Here is a 20411-nt window from a genome sequence, read left to right on the forward strand (position 1 = left end):
CCCTTGGCCGTCGAAAGGAGCCTCCCGCACCGTGAAGATCCTCGTCCCCCTCAAGCGCGTCGCCGACCCGGACAACGCCAACAAGGTGAAGATCCCCGCCTCGGGAGAGAAGATCGACACCACCGGGCTCGAGTGGAAGCCGAACCCGTTCGACGAGTACGCCCTCGAGGCCGCCCTGCGGCTCACGGAAAACGGCACGCAGCCGAAGGTCCGTGCCGGCGAGGTCGTGGTGGTGACGTTCGGCCCGAAGGAGACGGAGACGACGCTGCGCGCCGCGCTGGCGACAGGCGCCGATCGAGCGATCCGCGTGGACGCGTCCGACGACAAACTCGACGGTGATCTCGTGGCGCGTGCGCTTCGGGCGCTCGTCGAGAAGGAGAAGCCGGACGTCGTGCTGATGGGCAAGCAGGCGGTCGACGGCGATTCGAACCAGGTGGGGCAGATCCTCGCGGAGCTGCTCGACTGGCCGATGGCGACGTTCGCCGCGACGATCCGCGAAGAGGCGGGCGCGCTGCTCGTGGGCCGCGAGGTCGACGGCGGCGTGTCGACGCTGCGCGTGAAGCTGCCGGCCGTGGTGACGGTCGACCTGCGCATCGTGGCGCCGACGAGCGTGTACTCGTTGAAGACGCCGCAGACCCACAAGTACAACGACGGCGTGCGCTTCGCGGCGCTGCCGGCGATCATGGCGGCGAAGAAGAAGCCGCTCGCCGAGGTGAAGCTCGCGGACCTCGCGCCGGATCAGGCGACGAAGGTGCTGTACCACGGCTTCGCGGCGCCCCCGGCGCGCAAGGCCGGCATCAAGGTCAAGGACGTGAGCGAGCTCGTCTCGAAGCTCAAGAACGAGGCGAAGGTCCTCTGAGGACTTCCCTAGGCACAAGACAAACCCCCATTTCGGAGAAGAGGAATCAGAATGGCTGACGTTCTCGTTGTGGCGGAGGTTGCCGAGGGCAAGCTCAAGAAGACCACGCACTCGGCGATCACGTTCGCGCAGAAGGCGGCGGCGACGATCGGCGGGACGTTCTCGATCCTGGTGATCGGCGACGGCGCCGGGAAGGCGGCGGCCGAGGCGCAGGGCTTTGGCGCGGCGAAGATCCTCGTGGTCGAGGACGCGTCGCTGAAGAACTACCTCGCCGAGCGGTACGCGCCGACGGTGGCGGCCATCGGCAAGAACTACGGCGTCGTCGTGGGCACGGCGAGCGCCTACGGCAAGGACCTGCTGCCGCGCGTCGCGGCGCGGCTCGGCGCGGGCTACGCGAGCGACATCACGGAGGTCATCGCGGACGGCGGCGCGCTCAAGTACAAGCGGCCGATGTTCGCGGGCAACGCGTTCGGGATCGCTTCGATCTCGACGCCGATCCAGGTGGTGAGCGTGCGTCAGAGCGCGTTCGCCGCCGCGGAGCCCACGGGCGGGCAGTCGCCGGTGGAGACGGTCGCGTACGCGGGGCCGAGCAAGGCGGCGGAGCGCGTGGAGTTCGTCTCGTTCGACCAGGTGAAGAGCGCGCGTCCGGAACTGACGGAGGCGCGTGTGGTCGTGTCGGGCGGCCGCGCGCTGAAGGAGAAGTTCAACCAGGTGCTCGACCCGCTCGCGGACGCGCTCGGCGCGGCCGTGGGCGCGAGCCGCGCGGCCTGCGACGCGGGCTACGCGCCGAGCGATCTGCAAGTCGGTCAGACGGGCAAGATCGTGGCGCCGCAGCTCTACTTCGCGATCGGCATCTCGGGCGCGATCCAGCACCTCGCGGGCATGAAGGGCTCGAAGGTGATCGTGGCGATCAACAAGGACGCCGACGCGCCGATCTTCCAGGTGGCGGACTACGGCCTCGTCGCGGACCTGTTCACGACGGTGCCGGAGCTCGTGAAGGGGATCCAGGCGGCGAAGGGCTGAGCCGACCCGGAAGAACGCGCTTTCGAGCGTAAAACGAGGCCCTCTCTCGCTACAGCGGGAGGGGGCCTTCGTGTTTTTGGTGACGTGATCGAGGACGATTCCATTCGTGCGCCTTGCCGCTAGGATTGCGCCCCATGCGCGGCGCAATCCTGGGCGTTTTGGGTGTTTTGCTCGTCGGCTGCGGCGAGAATTCGCTGCCTGGGGGCAGCGACGACGCTTGTCCCACGGACGAGCTCGGCGAGGGCGGGGCGCGGGTCTTCGTCCTGCAGCCGCGTGTCGATCCGGCGCATTTCGAGAGTTACGACAGCTACCGCGCGCACCTCGTCGGCCTCGTAGAGACGCACGTTTCGCCGTGCCTCGCGATGGATCGGCCGAACGTCATCGTTTTCCCCGAGAACACGGGCCTCTCGGCCGGATTCCTGGGCAGCCGCGGGGAGACGGCGCGCGTGTCGAACGGCGCGCTCCCGGCGTTCCTCACGCTCGGCGGGCAATACACGAAGCCAATCGATTTCTACAAATCGAAATGGCCCGAGGCGCCGCTGCCCACGCAGATCCTGCTTGGGCTCACGGACACGGCGTGGCGCGCGTTTCACGAGACGAACCAGGCGATCGTGAAGGAGACGGGAGCGTGGCTGGTCTCGTCGACGAACGTGAGCGGGCGCGTCGAGCGGAGCGAGGATCCGGCGGAGATCGCGGCGCTCGCGGATCCTGATTTGGAGGACGTGCCGTACGTGTACGTGGCGCGCGATCCGGCCGTGTACAATGCGGCGTTCGTGTATGGGCCGGACGGGGAGATCGTCACGAGCCGGAAAAAGCCGTATCCGATCCTCATGGAGGAGGTCGATCTCGCGCTCACGCCGGGTCCGCTCCGCGAGGCTGTTCCGATGGACATAGGTCCGCTCGGGGTCGGCATCGTGACGAGCAAGGATGCGTGGATGCCGGACATGGTGGACCGGCTCGCGGCGCTCGGGGCCGATGTTTTCGTCCAGCCCGAGGCCTTCTCCGGCTGGACCCTTCCCGAGAGCCCGGACGAACCAAACGCATGGGCGCCGGATATCCTGAGCCAGAGCACGATGGCCGCGGTGCAAAAGCACGGCGCGGTCCGGTATGGCGTCGTCCCGCATCTCACGGGCAATCTGTTCGATTTGCCGTTCGACGGACAATCGATCGTCGTGGGCGACGTCGTTCCCGGCGAGGCGCGGCGGGCGTATGTCGGGCAAAACGAGATGGGCGGGGTGATCGAGGTCGCGCCGTGGGTGATGGCGGATCCCGGGGAGAATGATTCGGCGGCGACGCTGGAATCACGCCGGGCCACGCTCCGCGCCGTGGGAGAGGAGCTGCTTCCGGCGGGCGTCCAGAAAAACCAATACGTGGAGACGGTGATCGCCGCGGACCTGGATCCGGCGCTCCCCTTCCCCATGGAGGCCGCGGGTGCTCCGGGCGCGCTCGGTGCGAGCCAGGCATTGCAAGGCACGGGGGACGCGGAGCAGAGCCATCCGGCGCTCGCGTGGGGCGGCGGTGGGCCGCTCGTGCTCGCGTTCCAGGAGGGCTCTCGTGGGGCGACACGCGTGCTCGTGGCGACGTCGGAGGACGAAGGAAAAACGTTTGGCATGCCGCACCCGGCGGCGTCGGGGGGAGAGGCGCAGATCACGCCGGCCGTGCTCGCGGCGGGGGATCACGTGTACGTCGCGTACCAGGAGCGCAGCGCGGGAGGGGCGCGCGTGGCTTGCGTGCTCTCGACCGACCGCGGGAAAACCTTCGGCGCGCCGGTGTTCCTGCCGTCCGAAGGCATGACGCCGGATGCCTGGCTCCCGGCGCTCGCGAGCGCCAAGGGCCGGGTGTTCCTGGCCTATGTCGACGGTTCGTCGGGGAACGAGCGCGTCGTGCTGGCGCGCGCGCCGGAAGGGACGCTCGATTTCGAGGTCCAGCCGATCGAGGGCACGAAAATGCATCCCGGACCGAACATCCGGAACAACCAGTGGGCGCCGGCGGTCGCGGCCCTCGGCGACGAGGTCGCGGTCTCCTGGGTCGATTTCCGCAGCTATAACTGGGACGTCTTCCTCGCGCGTTCGGTCGACGGCGGCATGGGCTTCGGGGCGCCCGTGCGTGTCGACGACGGCACGGACACGCCCGAGCGCCTGCACGACGATCCTTCGCTGCTCTTCGTGCCCGGCGGCGGCGCCGTGACGGTCGCGCTCGGCTGGAGCGACATGCGAAAACGTGAGCCGAATGCAACGGCGCGTGTCTCGCTGGTCTCTGGCAACGTGATCGGTCAAGGCCGAAAGCTCGGCGAGGGGCCCGCCGAGGCGAGCGCCTTCCGGCCGCGGCTCGTGGCGCTCGGCGCCGGGAGCCTCGCGGCCGTTTGGCAGGACGATCGGACGGGAGGGAAAGACGTGTACCTTGCGACGAGCGTCGACGGAGGCGCGAGCTTCGGGGCGGAGAAGCGGCTCGACGACGGTGGAGATGGGCCGAGTTATCAGACGGGGCCAGCGGCCGCGGCGAATGGGATCGGGGCGATGGTGGTGGCGTGGGAGGATACGCGGTCGGGGCGGAGGCGGATCCGGTGGGTGGCGGGCAAGCCGTAGCGGGATAGGATTGTCCGGCCAAACGGTGAGGAGGTTGGACGAGCACGGCCCTGCCGATCCTGGTACGCTTCCGGATCGAGGCGGCGGCCGGTCCTGTCACACCTTCGGATGAGGAATTTCTGATGAGTACACAGGATGTCCTGGAGATGTGGGAACGACGAATCGAGGAACGTGGTGCCCTGCGGGGACGGAACGAGGGCCTCAGGGAAGGCCAGCGTTCGCTCCTGCTCCAGCTCCTCCGCCGCCGCTTCGGGGAGTTGCCGCCCGCCGTCGTCGCTCGCGTCGAGGCGGCCGACACGGAGGCGCTCGAGTCCTTCGCCGCGCGGCTCCTCGTCGCGAAGAGCGCGGACGAAGTCGTCGCGGACGAGTGAACGGTCTCGTCGAGGTCAAGGCCCCGCGAGCACCACGCCCGACGTGCGCGGGCGGGCCACGCAGGCCAGCACGTACCCCGATTGCTCCTCGTCGGGGCTCAACCCCTCGACGCACGACTGCTCGACCTCTCCTGAGAGACATCGAAGCTTGCATGTGCCGCAATCCCCCACGCGGCACGAAGTCTCGATGGATACACCCGCCGCGGTCGCGGCTTCGAGGATCGTCGCGCCCGCCGGGACGGGCACCGAATGCTCCTTGCCGTCGAGCCGCAAGGTGACGAGCTGCGCCTGCGTGTCGCCCGCCGCGTCGGGACGGGTGAAATACTCCTGGAAGATGCGCTCGGGGGGTACAGAGAGCGCTCGCAGCGCCTCGCCCACGACCGCCATCAGGCCCTCGGGGCCGCATACGTAGAATTCGGCAGGTTTTTCCTGGGCGAGCTCACCGAGCAATGTGGCCGCTCGCGCGGCGTCGAGGCGCCCCGGGAGCCCGCTCATATCCGCGGCGCCTTGCTCCAGAACGTGTACGACGTCCAATCGCCCTCCGCTCTGCTCGATGAGGCGCTCGAGCTCGGCGCGCAGAATGATCTCCTCCGGCGCGACGTTGCAATACAGGAGCGACACCGTGGTGTCCGGCTCGCCGTGCAAGAGCTCGCGCGTCATGGCGTGGATCGGCGTGATTCCGCTGCCCCCGGCGACCAGGACCACGTGCCGCCCTCCCGCGCGCGGCTCGACACAAAAACGTCCCTGCGGCCCGGAGACGGCCCAAGTCGAGCCCGGTGCCGCGTGCGCGTACAGGTGATTGGACACGACGCCGTCGCGGACCCGCTTGACGATGATGGAGAGTGGGTCTGCGCGACCTGGGCTCCCCACGAGTGAATAAGCGCGCGGGTGAATGCGCCCGTCGACGGGAACGTGGAACGTCAGGTACTGGCCGGCGCGATAAGGGACCGGCGCAGGTGGTGGGGCGAAGACGAGCTCGACCGACGAAGGCGTCGGCCTTCGCACGGATTCGACCGTCAGGTGGAATCGTTCGAGTTTCATGGTCTTCAAATCCGAACGGGGAGCTCGAGGCAGCCATGAATGAGGGGCGACGGGGTCGGCACCGCCGGGCGCTCCGGATCGACGCGGAGCTCGGGGAACCGGCGATAAAGCGCGGGGACGGCGATCTTCGCTTCGAGGCGGGCCAGGGGCTCGCCGAGGCATTTGTGGATGCCACGGCCGAAGGAAAGGATGTTCTTGGGGTTGCGATCGGGAAGGAAGCGCTCCGGATCGTCGAAGACGCGCGGGTCGCGGTTCGCGGAAAGGCTGAGAGGCCAGACGCGGCTGCCGGCGGGAATGGTCACGCCATGAAGCTCGATGTCGCGGCGCGCGATACGCGGGGCGCCCGTGGCGGGGCCACGGCACCGCAGGACTTCCTCGATGATCATCGGCGCGCGGCCGAGATCGGCGAGGAGGAACGTCTTGGCCTCCGGGTTCTCGCTGAGGCAACGCACTGTATTGTTGAGCAGGTTCGTCGTGGTCTCGTGCCCGGCGAATAGGAACAGGGGGCCCATGGCGACGAGCTCGCGCTCGGAGAAATTCGCGCCGGCGCCCTGGTTACGAAGGAAGTCGCTGGTCAGGTCATGGCCGAGGGCGCCCGTGCGGCGCTTTTCGGCCACGAGGGCGGCATAATACTCGGCGAGCTCCCGGCTGGCCCGCTGCGCCTGCTCTTGCTTTCCCTTGGTACCGATGTGGACCATATCGTCCGCGATGCGCTGGAACGTCCTGAAATCGGAGCGCGGGACGCCGAGGAGCTCGGCGATGACCATGGCCGGCAAGGGGCCGGTGAACGCGCGGACGAGATCGAAGGCCCCGCCCTTGTCCGCCATTTCGGTGAGCAGCTCGTCGCAGAGCTCCTTTATCCGCTGCTCGAGCATGGCCACCCGCCGGGGCGTGAAGGCAGGCTGCGCGAATGCGCGGAGGCGCGCGTGGTTCGGGTCGTCCTGGAAGACCATGTTCTCCGTCGAAAATGAATCGGGCGGCATCTTCAGCGGGTTTGCCGATGAGAATGCGTCGGCGTCCTCCATCGCGCGCTTGACGTCCTCGTATCGGAACAAGAGCCACGAATCCATGACGTCCGACCAGAGGACGGGGGCCTTTTCGCGGAATTCTCGGTACATCGGGAAGGGGTCGAGCAAGGTCTGGGTGTCGAGGAGCATGCGCCCATTGATGAAACGGCCGCCTCCGTGCGGCAATGACGGGATCCGGGCAAGAGATGACCAATCTCGGTCACACGCGGCCGCCGCTCGTGTATGTTCGCGGGCGATGCTCGATCTCGACGCCGTCGTCATGATCATGGCCATTGCGCGGGACGGATCCCTCGCGCACGCCAGCCGGACGCTCGGGCTTCCGCGCACGACGCTCACCCGTCGCGTGGCCCTGCTGGAGGAGGCGCTCGGCGTGCGGCTCGTCGAGCGAAGCCAGCGGCATCTTCGTCTCACCGAAGCGGGAAGGCTCCTCGTCGAGCAAGGGGCGCCGCTCGTGGACGCCGCGCGGCAAGTCGAAGCCACGCTCCAGGCGAGCACGCACTTCCGCCTTCGCACAGCGGTGCCGCCCGGCGTGGGCATGGATCTGCTCGCGCCCATTCTGCAGCCCGACGACGAGGCGCTCGCCGGTCTCGGGCTGGAAATCATCTACACGGACCGGGAAATGCACCCCATTCGAGACGATTTCGATCTGGTGGTCAACCTGGTGCCGCCCACCGACGGCACCCTCTACAGTCGCTCCTTCCTGCGATTTTCGTGGCGATGCTTCGCGGCGCCGGCCTATCTCGCCACGCGGGGCCATCCCGCACGCGCTGCGGACCTCGCCGCGCATTCCTGCATCGCGTTACGCATTCCCGGCGGCGTCTCTCCCTTTTTGTGGCCCTTGCGGGCCGGCAGGGGCCTCCGCGTGAACCCATGGTTCGTGTCCAATAGTATGAGCGCCGCGCTTCAGATGGTGCTCGCCGGCAGGGGCATCGGGCTCTTGCCGGACATCGCTTTCGCGGCCACGCGCGAGCTCGTCCCGGTGCTGCAAGACGAGATCGGCGCCGAAGGAGAGTTCTTTTTGTCGATGGGGCAACGCCTCAACGATTCGAAGCGCGGACGTCGAATACGGCTCCTCATCGAAAAAGCGCTGCGCCACCTGCATCAGGCCGGCGGCGCGCGAACCAGATAATCGCGCGGCCGCTCAGCGCTCGGAAAGCGCCTCGACCACGATCTCGCACATATCGTCCCCGCGCAGCGGAGAACGCGTCTCCTCCACGTGGAACCGCCCACTGCCCCCGCCGAAGAGCGCCGCGTACGACGCCGCGCTGATCGGGTTCGGCGCCGCGAAATCCACCCGATGGAGGAGCTGCATCACGGCGAGGACCGCGCCCTGCTGGAAGAAAAGGCGGTTTCGCACGGACGCACCATAACGCGTCCCATAATAGATGCTCTCCTGCGTGGTCGGGCTGCGCACGACCAGCGATTGGCCCGGGAAAAACTCGACCGAATACCACCGGCCCCAGCCAAGCACGCGGGCGATCGACAGGAATTTCTCCAGCCTGTGCTCGACCGGCCCCGTCGCCTTCGAGGAGATCGCCCACTCCGGCGACGAGAGCACCCCGCCGAGCAGATGAAAGGCCCCCGACTGCGCTGCCTCGCGCACGAGCGCCGCATACACGGGCACGAGCTCCGGCGTGCGGCTCTCCAGAAGGTGCATCGTATCGAACGTGATCTGATTCACGTACCCGACCGGCACGATCGCGAGGCGCACGCCAAACGCCCGCACGACGCCCTCCTCGGTCGCCACGAGGTTCCGGATGACGCGCATCGCCGAGGGAATCGCCTGCGGATACTGCGAGGCCGGCGCGTCGAGCGGCGGCGCCTTGAGCGGGAGGCTCGCGACGACCTGCCGCGTGACCGCCACGCCGAGCCGCGGTCTCTCCGGGCGGCGCGAGAGCGTGAAGGCGCAGCTGCCGTCGCCCCGACCCACGCACGAGACCTCCTCGGCCTCGAAATGCCCCCAGTCCGAGGGAAACGCGAGGCTCGCCGCCGCCGCCGAGAAGCCCGCCGCGAACGAGTCGACCGGTTGCTTGTGCCGGATGACCTTGCCGTACTTCGAGGCGAAGCTCGACCCGTAGAAGAGCGCCTCGCCACGCACCACGCCGCCCTCGGCCGCGACGTCGAAGACGAGCTTGCCGTGGCCCATCGACGAGAAGAGCGCGGACGCCACTTCGAGCCGGTCCTTCGCGCCCTCGACGCTCTGCGTCTTGAAGACCGCTTCGAGCAGCGCGTGCGAGCTCTCGAAGGCCGATTGCTTGCGCACGGCCCAGCCCTCGCCGCCGAGCGCGTCGGAGATCGTCTGGTCGAGAAAAATCCCGTGGTGGTGGCTCTGGACGTAGACGAGCTGGTCGCTCAGCGTGAGGAGCGAGTGCGGCTGCAAGTCGCGGACGAGCTCGCCGAGCGACTTCATATCTTGCTCCGGAGCTCGGCGCGGTCGATGCCGAGGATGTCCTCCGCCGCCGTCTCGAGCAGGACCATCGCGTCAGCACCGAGCGACTCGGGGTGGTCGAGCGCGAGCGGTTTGATGCCCGCGCGCAGCGCCACGCGGAGGCGCACGACGTGCGGATCGGGCGCGTGCGCGTCGAGGTACGCGAGGAGCTTCGTCGCGCGATCGATCTCCACCTTCGTGCCCCGCGGCGGCGGGCGCGACGAACGCACGACGACCGCGCCGCCCGTCGGAAACGCGAGCGTGCGCGCCGGCTCCTCGTGATCGGCTTCGTCCGGCTGGGGCTTCGAGACGACGTTCACCGTCGGCGGCGGCGCCGAGACCGCAGGCACGCCCGAGGGCGGCGTGATCGAGTCCTGCGGCAGCTCGGGCCGGAGCGTCATGGCGATCCGCGCCGCGTGGTAGCGGACGAAGCCGAGCGGCACCGTGCCGTCGAAGGAGACCGCCACGACGTGGCCGTGCACGCGCCGGATCACGATCACGCGGCCCGGCATCTCCAGCGTGATCAGCGGATCGGAGAGGTCGGCCGGGCCCGGATCGAGCATCGGCGTGGGCGCGAGGAAATCGAGCCTTCGCGCGTGAACCTGGCTCGTCTTGTAGACCTCACGCAGGCTCTGCGTGACGGCGCCCGCCGTATAGCCGGATCCCGGGCGGATCCAGGCCGCGTGAATCTTCCCGTCGGCGATGTGGAACGCGACGATCGCCTCGACGCCGTCAGCGCTCAGGGCGAGCTGCTCGACGAGGGACGCGCCGGCGGGAGGAGCTCCTTTCGGCCGAGCAGGCCTCGCCGTCATGGTCCTCCGGTGCGGAGCGTGTCGCCGAGGGCATGGCGGCAAGCGAGGCGAATGCCGTGGGACTGCGTGGGCGTGAGCGGACGCGTGCGGTTCAGGCCGACGAAGAAGAGCGTCGCGCCGACCTGGAAGCCGACGAGCTGGAAGCACGGCCCCTCGCCGATGTGCATCTCGAACGTCGCGCCGAGGTTGCCGGGCACGGCGGACGCGAGCGAGGCGATCGACGAAGCGACGAGGCCCGAGCCCGCGAGCTTCGCCTCGGTATCGCTCACGGCGCCTGCGAGCGGCAAACCCGCGGCGTCGGCGAGGAACACGTCGGTCGCGCCCGTGGCTTCGCCGATCCACTGCACGATCTTCTCGCAGCGCTGCACGGGGCTCGTGATGCCCGAGAGGTCCGGCAGCTTCGGCAGGTTCCGCGGCGAATCGCCCGCGTTCGCTTCCGCGTCGTGCGCGGTGGAGGCCGCGGCGTACCCGCCACGCGGCGGCGCCTCTGCAAGCGGCGGCGGCGAGGCCTCGGTCGCCGGCGCGGTCGCTCCGGGATCGAAGGAGACGAGGTCGGGCGGCAGCGGCTCGACGGCCGGCGCCTTCTTCTTGCCCTTCTCATCCCCCGCGATCGCGTTCGCGGCCGCGATCGCGTTCGTGAGGTCAAACGAGGAGCGGGATCGGGCCATCGTCCTCCTCCGTGGCGGCGCCGCTCTGGGTGTCGAGGCGATCGAGCACGTCGTTCGCGAGCTGATCGAAGACGCGCGCGAGCGGCGGCGGTCGCTTCTGCATGAGCAAGAGCGGCGAGCCGCGCAGCGATGCTTCGAGGAACACCTCGTCGCGGGGAATCACGCTGTCGAGGATGATGCCGCCCGGGAAACGCGTCCACAGCGTCTCGGCGACCTCGAGCGAGGCCGGCGTTTGCCGATCGAACATCGACAGCACGATACCGATCAGCGTGAGGCGCGGGTTCTTCTCGGCGCGGATGCGGTCGACGAGCGCGAGGAGCTGACCGACCGAGCGGAGCGCGAGCGGTTCGGCCTGGAGCGGGGAGAGCACGTGCGTCGCGGCCTCGAGCGCGCGGCTCGTCACCTTGCCGAGGCCCGCGGGGCAGTCGAGGAGCACGATGTCGAACTCGCTTTCGAGCTTGCTGAGCATGCCGGTGAGCATGCCGGTGCGCGTGAGCGCCTCCTCGAAGCCGGCGACGGTCGTGGGATCGACGCGACCCACGCTGAGCACGTGGAGCTGCGGATCGCGCGTCCGGAGCAGGACGTTGCCGATGTGCTCGGCGCCCGTGAGCACCTCTGCGATGCCTGGCCGCGCGCGGTCGGGAAGCCCGAGCGAGAGGCAGAGGCTGCCTTGCGCGTCGAGCTCCATGAGCAGCGTGCGGTTGCCGGCCCGGGCGAGGGCGAGACCCAGATTGAGCGAGATCGTGGTCTTACCGACGCCTCCCTTTTGGCTGGCCACGCAGATGACGTGCATGCTTCTCGCGCCATCGTAGCAGGACACCACGCGAAAAGGTGGCCCCGCGCGGCGACGAACTAGATCAGGCTGATCCGCTTCATCAGCGAGCCGCACAGATCCGACTGCGGATTTCTTTGACGTTCGATATTGAGCCCGGCCCGGAAGATCGCGCTCGCGCTCTCGATGTTGCCGAGCACGACGTGACACATGCCGAGCATCTCGTGATCTGCCGGATCGCCGTGCGTCGTCACGAGCTCCGTGAGGGGTGGCACAGCGGCAAGATGCGCCTCACGCATCGCGTCCGTGGGCCGCTCAGGGTTCGGCGCGCCCTTCGCCATGATCATGAGCTTGAACGCGCTCCTCTGATCCTCCGGTCGATGCTCCGCGAAGTCAGGCCTCGAGAAGAGGTCGCGGTAGCCCGCGTATGCCTCGTCGAGCTGGCCGTCCCGCCAGTGCTTCACGATGACCTTGACCGTCTGAACCAGTTCCTCCTTGTTCGCCATTCTGGGAACGATACACAAGAGCACGCGCGGAGGGGAGCCGCGAGCGCATGCAAGGCACGAGAGCGGCGTCACGAACGGGGAGCGGAGGACGCGGAAGAGGCTAAGCTCTGCCCAGGATGTTCCTCGATTTCCTGTACGAGCTCAGAGGCAGGCAGGTGCCGGTCGGCACGCAGGAAGCCGTGGCGCTCGGCCGCGCCCTCGCCGCAGGTCTGCACGACTCGTCGCTGGAAGGTTTTTACCACGTGGCGCGGGCCCTGTGCGTGCACTCCGAGGCCCACCTCGACGACTTCGATCTCGCCTTTGCGAAGCACTTTCGCGGCGTGCACGTCGAGGCGAAAAAGATCGCCGAGGAGCTCCAGGCGTGGCTCCGGGATCCGAAGCAGCTCCGCCAGCTCAGCGAGGAAGAGAAGGCGATGATCGAGGCGCTCGACCTCGAGGAAGTGCTGCGCCAATTCGAGGAGCGGCTGCGCGAACAGAAGGAGCGCCACGACGGGGGCAACCGGTGGATCGGCACGGGCGGAACGTCGCCGTTCGGCCGCGCGGGCTTCCATCCGTCGGGGATCAGCGTCGGTGGGGGCTCGGGGGGCAAGAGCGCGATCCATACGGCGGATGCGCGCAAGTACCGCTCGTACCGCAGCGACATCACGCTCGACGTGCGCACGATCGAGGTCGCGCTGCGCAAGCTCCGCGGCTTCGAGCGCGAGGGCGCCCACGAGGAGCTCGACGTCGAGGGGACGATCGACGCGACGGCGCGGAACGCGGGCGAGCTCGAGGTCGTGACGCGGCCGCCGCGCCGGCCGAACACGCGCGTCATCCTGCTGATGGACGTCGGCGGCTCGATGGATCCGTACGCGCACGCCGTCTCGCAGCTCTTCAGCGCGGCCAAGCGCGCGACGCACTGGAAGGAGCTGCGCACGTACTACTTCCACAACTGCGTCTACGGGAAGGTCTACAAGACCGAGGGTTTTCAGGACCCCGTGAACGTGCGCGACCTCATCCACGAGTGCGGCAAGCACTACAAGCTGGTGCTGGTCGGCGACGCGTCGATGGCGCCCTACGAGCTGCTCGGCGCGGCAGGCTGGGGCGACGACGCGGGCACGCCGGGCGTCGCGTGGCTCGCGATGCTGCGCGAGCACTTCGAACGATCGGTCTGGCTGAACCCGGATCCGCCGAGCGGCTGGTCGCACGGCACGGTGCAGATCGTGCGGGACGTGTTCCCGATGTACCAGCTCACGCTCGAAGGGCTCGGCGAGGCCGTGGCACAGCTCGTCCGTGGCAGGAAAACGCGTCGCTAGGAATCGGCCTTCGCGGGCAACGTGAGCCGGAAGAGCGCGCCTCCCGAGGGCGCGGCGAGCGCCTGGATCGTGCCGCCGTGCGCGCGCGCGATGGTGCGGCACAAGGCAAGGCCGAGCCCCGTGCCCGTCGGTTTGCTGGTCACGGCGGGCTCGAAGATGCAGGGCGCGATCGCCGGATCGACGCCCGGCCCGTCGTCCTCGACCTCCAGCACGACAGCCTCGTCGGCCGCGCGCGCCCGCACGACGATCCTTCCTGACGCGCGGCCTTCGAGCGCGTCACGCGCGTTCAGGAGCAGGTTCAGGATCACCCGCTCGATCAGGATCGGATCACACGCAACCTCGAGATCCGGCGGCGTCACCTGCACCTCGATCGTCGCGCTCACGTCGAAGAGCTCTCGCTCCGCGGAGGCCAAGATCTCCGCGACGGACGCGGTCTCCACGCCGAGCGGCTCACCCCGCGCGAGGCCGAGCACGCGGTCGATCACCTCTTGCCCCTTCCGCACCTCGTTCTCCGCGCGGGCGAGATGCTCACAGAGGCGCGTACGATCCTCCGCGTGGCGCTTGGCGAGGTAGAGCGCCGACTCGATCGCGGCGAGCGTGTTCCGGAGCTCGTGCGCCACGCCTGCGCCGAGGGCGCCTGCGATCGCGAGCGCCGCCGCGCGCGCGTCTCGATCGTTCGGATCGGATGACGTCGTCACGGCGCGCGAGTCTAGCGCGAAGGCGCGTAAAGCAAGGTCCCCCGGCGGCGGCGTGGTCCTCGTCGACTCGCTGCCATCACACGCCGACGCCGGGGAACCGATCGAAGCGAAGCAAAGGAAAGAGCGCTCGCGCGCTGCGACGAGGACATCGAGCAAGAGCTGGGCCGCGCCTGCTCGCCCGGGATTCCTGCGTCCTCCAAGGGCGTGCGAAGGCGCCTCCTCTGACAACGCTGTCGCATCGGTGGGTCCTGCCGTGCGCAGGGCTCCCCGCCGCGCGGACGCTCCGGGCGTAGAAATTCAGGTGCCGGCGAGGAGCTGGTAGGCGAGCCGCGCCGCGAGCGCGAGCGAGACGAGCAGGACGGCCGATCGAATGAGCTGCTCGCCGCCCTTCACGGCCGCGCGTGCGCCGAGGACGCCGCCGACGGCTTGCGCCACGGCCATCGGCAACGCGAGGCGGAAGTCGATCCGTCCGGCGAGCGCGAAGCTCACCATCGCGGCGAGGTTCGAGGCGAAGTTCGCGACCTTCGCGTTGGCCGTCGCGCGCGTGAGGTCGTCGCCGAACACCGTGGTGTAGAGCAGGATCAAAAACGTTCCCGTGCCCGGCCCGAAGAAGCCGTCGTACGCTCCGATCACGAGCGCGATCACCACGGCCGTCACGAGCGGACGACGCTCCGCGATCGCCCACGGCTTCGGCGCGGGCGGCGGCGCATCGGGCTTCGATTGCTCCTTCGGCCGTCGTCTTCCGCGTGATGCGAAGAAGATCGCGACGCCGATCAGGAGCACGAGCACGATCGGGCGCAGCACCTCGGGGCGCGCCGCGAGCAGCGCGCGCGCGCCCGCCGCGGAGCCGAGGCCGGCGGCGAGGAAGGTCGGCCAGAAGCGCTTCTTGTCGACGCGGCCCGCGCGCACGAACGAGAGGAGCGACGCGCCCGAGCCGAAGACGGCCTGCCCCTTGTTCGTGCCGAGCGCGAGGCGCGGATCGGCGATCGCCACGAGCAGCGCGGGCACCGTGAGCAGACCGCCGCCGCCGGCGATCGCGTCGATCAGGCCGGCGGCGAGGGCGACCGCGCAGAGGAGCGGGAGGACGAACACGAACGCAGGGCGTTCCTATCCAAAAGCGAACGCGCTGTCACTCGGCGTCGGCCGACGCGAGCGCGGACGCGGAAGCGGCGGAGGATGCCGAACGTTCCCGCCCGAGCGCGCTCTTCACTGCCGCGAGATCGAGCGGCGAGAAACGCGCGTCCGCAGCGCCGCCGAAGAGCTCCAGGCGGATCGCGCGATGCGCCGGAGCGACGCCGCCTTCGCCACAGATCACGGCTGCGATCTCCGACGACTTCGCCGCGCCCGAGCCCGTGATCTCCACGAAGACGTCGAGCGTCACGAGGTCGCCCAGAAGCCCTGCACGATCGAGCGCCGCGCGCGCCTCCGCGCCGCCCACCTCGGCCGAGAGCAGGTACTTGCGCACGTCGACCACCTTGCCGATCCCCTCGATCTCGCGCCGGATCTGGAGCGATGGCGCGGCCATCGCCGCGCGGCACGCGGAAGCGAGCATCTCCTCGGCGGTTTGCCCCGGCGGCGCCACGAGCGCCGAACGCGCGAACGCGAGCACGTACCGCGCGCCGCGGATCACCCGGGAGATCGCCGCGTCCTCCGACCCGAGCAGCGCAGCTCCGCGGAATCGCAGTCCCGAGGGGCTCGCCGCGTTCATCCGCTCGACGAGCGACGCGATCTCCGCGGGTTCGAGCGCGCGTTCGAGCCGCACGTCCGCGTACTCGTCGAGGCTCGCCACGCCGAGCGAGAGCGCCGGCGAGAAGATCATGTCGGGCTTCGGGTGGAAGCCCTTCGTGTAGACCATCCGCTCGCCGACGCGCCGGAACACGCGCGGCAGCTCGCGCACCACGTCGAGGTGCCCGAGCAGCGCCATCGCGCCCGTCTTCTCGAACCGGATGCGATACAAGAATCCGCCGCGCCCCTTCACCGGCGGCGCCTTCTTCACCGGCGCGGGCGCTTGCTCGATCGCCTCGTCGACCTCGCCGTCCACGGGCGCCTCGACCGTCGGCGCTGCCACGGGCGCATCCGTGATCAGCGGCAGCCGCTTGTTCGCGCCGAGCCTGCGGAGGAAGTCGACCCGCTCGCTCCGCATCTGCGTCATGTCGCAGGCGACGCCGCAGTCGTAACAGACGAGCCTGCGTTGATCGCCGACTGCGTCCTCCACGTTCGTGTGGTGCACGAACGTCCCCGCGACCTTCCCGCACGGCGGACTCAACCGATTCTGCAGCGCCTTCCTGTACTCGCGCGCCAAAAACCCTTCTTCGAGGCCGACGTCGATGTGGTCCCAGGGCAGGCGCGCGGTCACGGGGATCGTGTTGAGGAAGCGCGAGCGATCCGTCCCGAAGTGCGTGAACGCCTCCTCCCACACGTCGAGCCGCAGCCGATCGTCCCACGAGTCGAAGCGCGCCCCGTTCCGGTACGCGCGCTCCAGCACGTCGCACAGACTCCGATCTCCGCGCGCAAAAATCCCTTCGAGCACGCTCGCGTCCGCGCCGTGCGTCTTGAGCTTCACGTTGCGGTAGTTCCTCACCGTCTGCCGCAAGAGGTCTTGCTTGCGCGCGACCTCGCCGAGCGTGTCCATCGCGGCCCACTGGAACGGCGTGTGAGGCTTCGGAACGTGCGTCGACACGCTCACCGTCACCTCCACGTTTTTCTTGCCGATCTTCCGACCCACGCCGGCCGTGCGTGCGCCCATCTCCACGATGCCGGCGACGTCCGCGTCCTCCTCGGTCGGCAGGCCGATCATCGAGTAGAGCTTCATCCGGTCCCAGCCGCGCGAGAAGATGCGCTCGGCCGTCTCGAGCAGTTGCTCCTCGGTGACGTTCTTGTTCACCACGTCGCGCATCCGCTGCGTGCCCGCCTCCGGCGCGAACGTCAGGCCTGTCGCGCGCACGCGCTTGAGCTCGTCGAGCAGATCGGGCTCGAGGCCGTAGGCGCGCAGCGACGAGACGCTCATGCTCACGCGCTCCTTCGCGAGTTTGTCCGCGACCTTCTTGATGAGCGGCGAGATGCACGAGACGTCGGCCGTGCTGAGCGCCGTCAGCGACACCTCGTCGTTGCCCGACGCGCGCACCGCTTCGAGCACCGTGTTCACCACCTGCTCCGGGTCACGCTCGCGCACGGGCCGGTAAATCATGCCCGCCTGGCAGAAGCGGCATCCTTCCGTGCAGCCGCGCGCGATCTCGATCGACACGCGGTCGAAGATCGCCTCCGGCCCGCCCGTCGGGCTCACTGCGGGGAACGGGTACTTGTCGAGGTCGACGAGCGCGCGATCGATCGGCAAGGGCAACCCCTTCTCGATCGGCGCCTGCACGATCTGGAAACCCGTCTCCGGATCGACCTCGGTCCGGTAGAGCGACGGCACGTAAACCGCGCCGAGCTTCGCAAGCGTTGCGAGCCGCTCGCGTCGCGGCACGCCGGCCTTCTTCAGCCGTGCCCACGTCAGCGCCACCTGGGTCGCCTTCTCCTCGCCGTCGCCGATCACCACCGCGTCGATGAACGCGCTCACCGGCTCCGGGTGCGTCGCCACCGGCCCGCCGGCGATGACCAGCGGATCATCCTCGCCGCGATCGGACGAACGCAGCGGCACGCCGCCGAGATCGAGCATGAGCAGGATGTTCGTGTAGGTCAGCTCGAACTGGAGCGAGAAGCCGACCACGTCGAAGTCCCGCAACTTTCGTTTGCTTTCCAACGAAACGAGCGGAATGTTCCGGGCTCGTAGCTCTGCCTCGACGTCCTTCCACGGCGCGTAGCAACGCTCGGCCAGCGTGCGTGGATCGTCGTTCAGGAGCTTGTAGAGAATCTTGAACCCGAGGTGGCTCATCCCGATGTCGTAGACGTCGGGGAACGCGAGGCAGACCGTCGCCTCTACGCTTCCCCAGTCCTTGACGACCGAGCCAACCTCGCCGCCGGTGTAACGCGCGGGCTTCTCCACGCGATCGAGAAAAGCGGCGTACGGGTGGCCATCGAGAACTGCGGGGGCTTCTGCCATGGGAAAACCTCGGGCGAAGGGTCTTTCGGGTAGCACGCGAGAACCGCAGCGAGAAGGTTCGCGTGCAGCGAACGTGCGCATGGGCGCGCCGGGTTGCGCGGGCTGCTCTTGGCGACTAGGTTGCCCGCCCTCGTGTCAAGGCGTTTCGAGCTCGTCTCAGGCTTCACCCCGCGTGGCGACCAACCTCGCGCGATCGAGGAAATCTGCGGGGCCTTCGGCCGGTCGGAGACCTTCCAGTGCCTGCTCGGCGTCACCGGGAGCGGCAAGACGTTCACGGCGGCCAAGGTCATCGAGCGCCTCCAGCGCCCGACGCTCATCCTCGCACCCAACAAGACGCTGGCGGCCCAGCTCTACGGCGAGATGCGCGAGCTCTTCCCGAACAACGCCGTCCACTACTTCGTCAGCTACTACGACTACTACCAGCCCGAGGCGTACGTCCCCGCGAGCGACACCTTCATCGAGAAGGACGCGATCATCAACGACGCCATCGACCGGATGCGCCACGCCGCCACGCACGCGCTCCTGTCCCGGCCGGACGTGCTCATCGTCGCCTCCGTGAGCTGCATCTACGGCATCGGCTCGGCCGAGAGCTACCACGGCCTGCTCATCAAGATGGAGCGTGGCCAGGAGCTGCGCCGCGACGAGCTCCTCCGCCGCCTCGTCGACATCCAGTACGACAGAAACGACATCGACTTCCACCGCGGCACCTTCCGCGTGCGCGGCGACGTCGTGGAGATCTTCCCGGCGTACGAGGAGAACATCGCGATCCGCGTCGAGTTCTTCGGCGACGAGATCGAGGCCATCAAGGAGGTCGATCCCGTCCGCGGCAAGGTGCTCGGCACGCTCGACCGCATCGCGATCTACCCCGGCTCGCACTACGTCACCGAGCAGCAGCAGCTCCGGATCGCCATCGCCTCGATCCGCGAAGAGCTGCGCGACCGGCTCGACTTCTACGACAAGGCCGGCCGCTTCTTGGAGAAGCAGCGCATCGAGCAGCGCACGATGTACGACCTCGAAATGCTCGAGCAGATGGGCTTCTGCAACGGCATCGAGAACTACTCGCGCCACCTCTCGGGCCGCAAGCCCGGCGAGCCGCCGCCCACGCTCATCGACTACTTCCCCAAGGATTTTCTCCTCATCATCGACGAGTCGCACCAGACGATCCCGCAGGTCGCGGCGATGTACCGCGGCGACCGCGCGCGCAAAGAAACCCTCGTCGAGTACGGCTTCCGCTTGCCGAGCGCGCTCGACAACCGGCCCCTCAAGTTCGAGGAGTTCGAGTCGCACTACGACCGCGTCCTGCTCGTCAGCGCCACGCCCGGCGACTACGAGCTCCAGAAGACCGGCGGCGAGGTCGTCGAACAGATCATCCGCCCGACGGGCCTCACGGATCCGCAGATCGTCGTCCGCCCCGTCGCCGGCCAGGTCGACGATCTACTCGAACGCATCCGCGAGCGCGTCGCGCAGAGCGAGCGTGTCCTCGTCACCACGTTGACCAAGCGCATGGCCGAGGATCTGACCGAGTACTACACGGAGCTCGGCGTCCGCGTCCGCTACCTGCACTCGGACATCGACACGCTCGAACGCGTGGAGATCCTCCGCGATCTCAGGCGCGGCGAGTTCGACGTCCTCGTCGGCATCAACCTCCTGCGCGAGGGCCTCGATCTGCCCGAGGTCTCGCTCGTGGCGATCCTCGACGCCGACAAGGAAGGCTTCCTCCGCAGCCCGCGCTCGCTCATCCAGACGATCGGCCGCGCCGCGCGTAACGTCCGCGGCGAGGTCATCATGTACGCGGATCGCGAGACGGACGCGATGCGTTACGCCATCCAGGAGACGAACCGCCGCCGCGAGATCCAGAGCGCGTACAACGTCGCGCACAACATCACGCCCGCGACGGTCACGAAGGCGATCCTCGATCTCTCACCGACCTCCGGCGCGCGCGACTACTACGCCGTTCCCAAGGGCGGACGTGGCGCTACAGCCTCCGGCAAGGAAGCCGCACCGACGGGCGCTGATCTCGCCGAGCGCATCGAAGCGCTGCGCTTGGAGATGTTCGCCGCTGCGGAAAACCTCGAGTTCGAGAAGGCAGCGCGCCTGCGTGATCAGCTCCGCACGCTCAAGGGCGAGCTCGAAGATTCGGGCGCGGAGGTCCCGCCTCCGGCGACCAAGGCCAAGCCTCGTGCGAAGGCCAAGGGGAGCGACGCGCAGCCCTCGCGTGGCGCGAAGAAGTCGAGCCCGCGCGGCGGCGGCGGCAGCACGAGCCGGGGCCGCTACCGCTGAGCG

At 68.7% G+C, this 20411-nt stretch carries 17 protein-coding genes; 7 read left to right on the forward strand and 10 right to left on the reverse strand.

Going from position 1 to position 20411, the window contains the following annotated elements:
• Positions 1-31 precede the first annotated feature (31 nt).
• The 4 genes from KEG57_RS02920 to KEG57_RS02935 all read left to right on the forward strand — a co-directional run bounded on the left by KEG57_RS02920 (position 32) and on the right by KEG57_RS02935 (position 4838).
• Positions 32-859: an electron transfer flavoprotein subunit beta/FixA family protein gene (locus KEG57_RS02920; protein ID WP_272418149.1), complete on the forward strand. Its 828-nt coding sequence runs from the start codon at positions 32-34 to the stop codon at positions 857-859.
• A 51-nt stretch (positions 860-910) separates the two neighbouring features.
• On the forward strand, positions 911-1882 hold the full coding sequence (locus tag KEG57_RS02925) for an electron transfer flavoprotein subunit alpha/FixB family protein (RefSeq protein WP_272418148.1): 972 nt from the start codon (positions 911-913) through the stop codon (positions 1880-1882).
• Between the two features lie 134 nt (positions 1883-2016).
• On the forward strand, positions 2017-4467 hold the full coding sequence (locus KEG57_RS02930) for a hypothetical protein (protein WP_272418147.1): 2451 nt from the start codon (positions 2017-2019) through the stop codon (positions 4465-4467).
• Between the two features lie 122 nt (positions 4468-4589).
• Positions 4590-4838 carry a DUF4351 domain-containing protein gene (locus tag KEG57_RS02935; RefSeq protein WP_272418146.1) on the forward strand — a complete coding sequence of 83 codons (249 nt, stop codon included), beginning with the start codon at positions 4590-4592 and terminating at the stop codon, positions 4836-4838.
• A gap of 15 nt (positions 4839-4853) precedes the next feature.
• Here the strand turns inward: KEG57_RS02935 and KEG57_RS02940 are convergent, their stop codons facing one another.
• Positions 4854-5879 carry a ferredoxin--NADP reductase gene (locus KEG57_RS02940; RefSeq protein ID WP_272418145.1) on the reverse strand — a complete coding sequence of 342 codons (1026 nt, stop codon included), beginning with the start codon at positions 5877-5879 and terminating at the stop codon, positions 4854-4856.
• A gap of 5 nt (positions 5880-5884) precedes the next feature.
• A complete protein-coding gene (locus KEG57_RS02945; RefSeq protein ID WP_272418144.1) occupies positions 5885-7036 on the reverse strand; it encodes a cytochrome P450 in 1152 nt (383 codons plus the stop codon).
• Between the two features lie 106 nt (positions 7037-7142).
• Here KEG57_RS02945 and KEG57_RS02950 point away from each other — a divergent pair, with 106 nt between their 5' ends.
• The gene (locus KEG57_RS02950; protein WP_272458088.1) at positions 7143-8036 is read left to right on the forward strand and encodes a LysR family transcriptional regulator; all 894 of its coding nucleotides are present in this window, start codon (positions 7143-7145) and stop codon (positions 8034-8036) included.
• A 12-nt stretch (positions 8037-8048) separates the two neighbouring features.
• Here KEG57_RS02950 and KEG57_RS02955 read toward each other — a convergent pair whose 3' ends face one another.
• Genes KEG57_RS02955 through KEG57_RS02975 form a run of 5 tightly spaced genes read right to left on the reverse strand, consistent with a single transcriptional unit; the run spans position 8049 to position 12093 of the window.
• Entirely contained in the window at positions 8049-9317 is a 1269-nt protein-coding gene (locus tag KEG57_RS02955; protein ID WP_272458089.1) for a hypothetical protein, read from the reverse strand.
• Positions 9314-10147, reverse strand: coding sequence for a hypothetical protein (locus KEG57_RS02960; protein ID WP_272418141.1), 834 nt, complete (start codon positions 10145-10147; stop codon positions 9314-9316). Before KEG57_RS02960 ends, KEG57_RS02955 begins: the two co-directional genes overlap by 4 nt.
• Positions 10144-10815: a hypothetical protein gene (locus KEG57_RS02965; RefSeq protein WP_272458090.1), complete on the reverse strand. Its 672-nt coding sequence runs from the start codon at positions 10813-10815 to the stop codon at positions 10144-10146. Before KEG57_RS02965 ends, KEG57_RS02960 begins: the two co-directional genes overlap by 4 nt.
• Positions 10790-11608 carry a ParA family protein gene (locus KEG57_RS02970; protein WP_272418139.1) on the reverse strand — a complete coding sequence of 273 codons (819 nt, stop codon included), beginning with the start codon at positions 11606-11608 and terminating at the stop codon, positions 10790-10792. Before KEG57_RS02970 ends, KEG57_RS02965 begins: the two co-directional genes overlap by 26 nt.
• A 59-nt stretch (positions 11609-11667) precedes the next feature.
• Positions 11668-12093, reverse strand: coding sequence for a hypothetical protein (locus KEG57_RS02975; RefSeq protein ID WP_272418138.1), 426 nt, complete (start codon positions 12091-12093; stop codon positions 11668-11670).
• Positions 12094-12209: 116 nt separating this feature from the next.
• Between KEG57_RS02975 and KEG57_RS02980 the strand changes: the two genes are divergently transcribed.
• The gene (locus tag KEG57_RS02980; protein ID WP_272418137.1) at positions 12210-13388 is read left to right on the forward strand and encodes a vWA domain-containing protein; all 1179 of its coding nucleotides are present in this window, start codon (positions 12210-12212) and stop codon (positions 13386-13388) included.
• Here the strand turns inward: KEG57_RS02980 and KEG57_RS02985 are convergent.
• From KEG57_RS02985 to KEG57_RS02995, 3 genes are all read right to left on the reverse strand, one after another.
• Positions 13385-14086 (reverse strand): sensor histidine kinase, encoded by a 702-nt coding sequence (locus KEG57_RS02985; protein WP_272418136.1) that lies wholly within the window; start codon positions 14084-14086, stop codon positions 13385-13387. The two genes, KEG57_RS02980 and KEG57_RS02985, sit on opposite strands and share 4 nt — an antisense overlap.
• A gap of 297 nt (positions 14087-14383) precedes the next feature.
• Positions 14384-15178, reverse strand: coding sequence for a TSUP family transporter (locus tag KEG57_RS02990; RefSeq protein ID WP_272418135.1), 795 nt, complete (start codon positions 15176-15178; stop codon positions 14384-14386).
• Between the two features lie 37 nt (positions 15179-15215).
• Complete coding sequence (locus KEG57_RS02995; protein ID WP_272418134.1) at positions 15216-18128, reverse strand: TIGR03960 family B12-binding radical SAM protein; 2913 nt, start codon at positions 18126-18128, stop codon at positions 15216-15218.
• A 132-nt stretch (positions 18129-18260) separates the two neighbouring features.
• Here KEG57_RS02995 and uvrB point away from each other — a divergent pair, with 132 nt between their 5' ends.
• Positions 18261-20408, forward strand: coding sequence for an excinuclease ABC subunit UvrB (gene uvrB / locus KEG57_RS03000; RefSeq protein ID WP_272418133.1), 2148 nt, complete (start codon positions 18261-18263; stop codon positions 20406-20408).
• The last annotated feature ends 3 nt before the right edge of the window (positions 20409-20411 follow it).

The organism is Polyangium jinanense (assembly GCF_028435365.1).

What these genes read in the sequence shown, in the direction of transcription:
- KEG57_RS02925 (WP_272418148.1), top strand. Translation starts at nt 911, where the DNA reads ATGGCTGACGTTCTCGTTGTGGCGGAGGTTGCCGAGGGCAAGCTCAAG.
- KEG57_RS02930 (WP_272418147.1), top strand. Translation starts at nt 2,017, where the DNA reads ATGCGCGGCGCAATCCTGGGCGTTTTGGGTGTTTTGCTCGTCGGCTGC.
- KEG57_RS02935 (WP_272418146.1), top strand. Translation starts at nt 4,590, where the DNA reads ATGAGTACACAGGATGTCCTGGAGATGTGGGAACGACGAATCGAGGAA.
- KEG57_RS02940 (WP_272418145.1), bottom strand. Translation starts at nt 5,879, where the DNA reads ATGAAACTCGAACGATTCCACCTGACGGTCGAATCCGTGCGAAGGCCG.
- KEG57_RS02945 (WP_272418144.1), bottom strand. Translation starts at nt 7,036, where the DNA reads ATGCTCCTCGACACCCAGACCTTGCTCGACCCCTTCCCGATGTACCGA.
- KEG57_RS02950 (WP_272458088.1), top strand. Translation starts at nt 7,143, where the DNA reads ATGCTCGATCTCGACGCCGTCGTCATGATCATGGCCATTGCGCGGGAC.
- KEG57_RS02955 (WP_272458089.1), bottom strand. Translation starts at nt 9,317, where the DNA reads ATGAAGTCGCTCGGCGAGCTCGTCCGCGACTTGCAGCCGCACTCGCTC.
- KEG57_RS02960 (WP_272418141.1), bottom strand. Translation starts at nt 10,147, where the DNA reads ATGACGGCGAGGCCTGCTCGGCCGAAAGGAGCTCCTCCCGCCGGCGCG.
- KEG57_RS02965 (WP_272458090.1), bottom strand. Translation starts at nt 10,815, where the DNA reads ATGGCCCGATCCCGCTCCTCGTTTGACCTCACGAACGCGATCGCGGCC.
- KEG57_RS02970 (WP_272418139.1), bottom strand. Translation starts at nt 11,608, where the DNA reads ATGCACGTCATCTGCGTGGCCAGCCAAAAGGGAGGCGTCGGTAAGACC.
- KEG57_RS02975 (WP_272418138.1), bottom strand. Translation starts at nt 12,093, where the DNA reads ATGGCGAACAAGGAGGAACTGGTTCAGACGGTCAAGGTCATCGTGAAG.
- KEG57_RS02980 (WP_272418137.1), top strand. Translation starts at nt 12,210, where the DNA reads ATGTTCCTCGATTTCCTGTACGAGCTCAGAGGCAGGCAGGTGCCGGTC.
- KEG57_RS02995 (WP_272418134.1), bottom strand. Translation starts at nt 18,128, where the DNA reads ATGGCAGAAGCCCCCGCAGTTCTCGATGGCCACCCGTACGCCGCTTTT.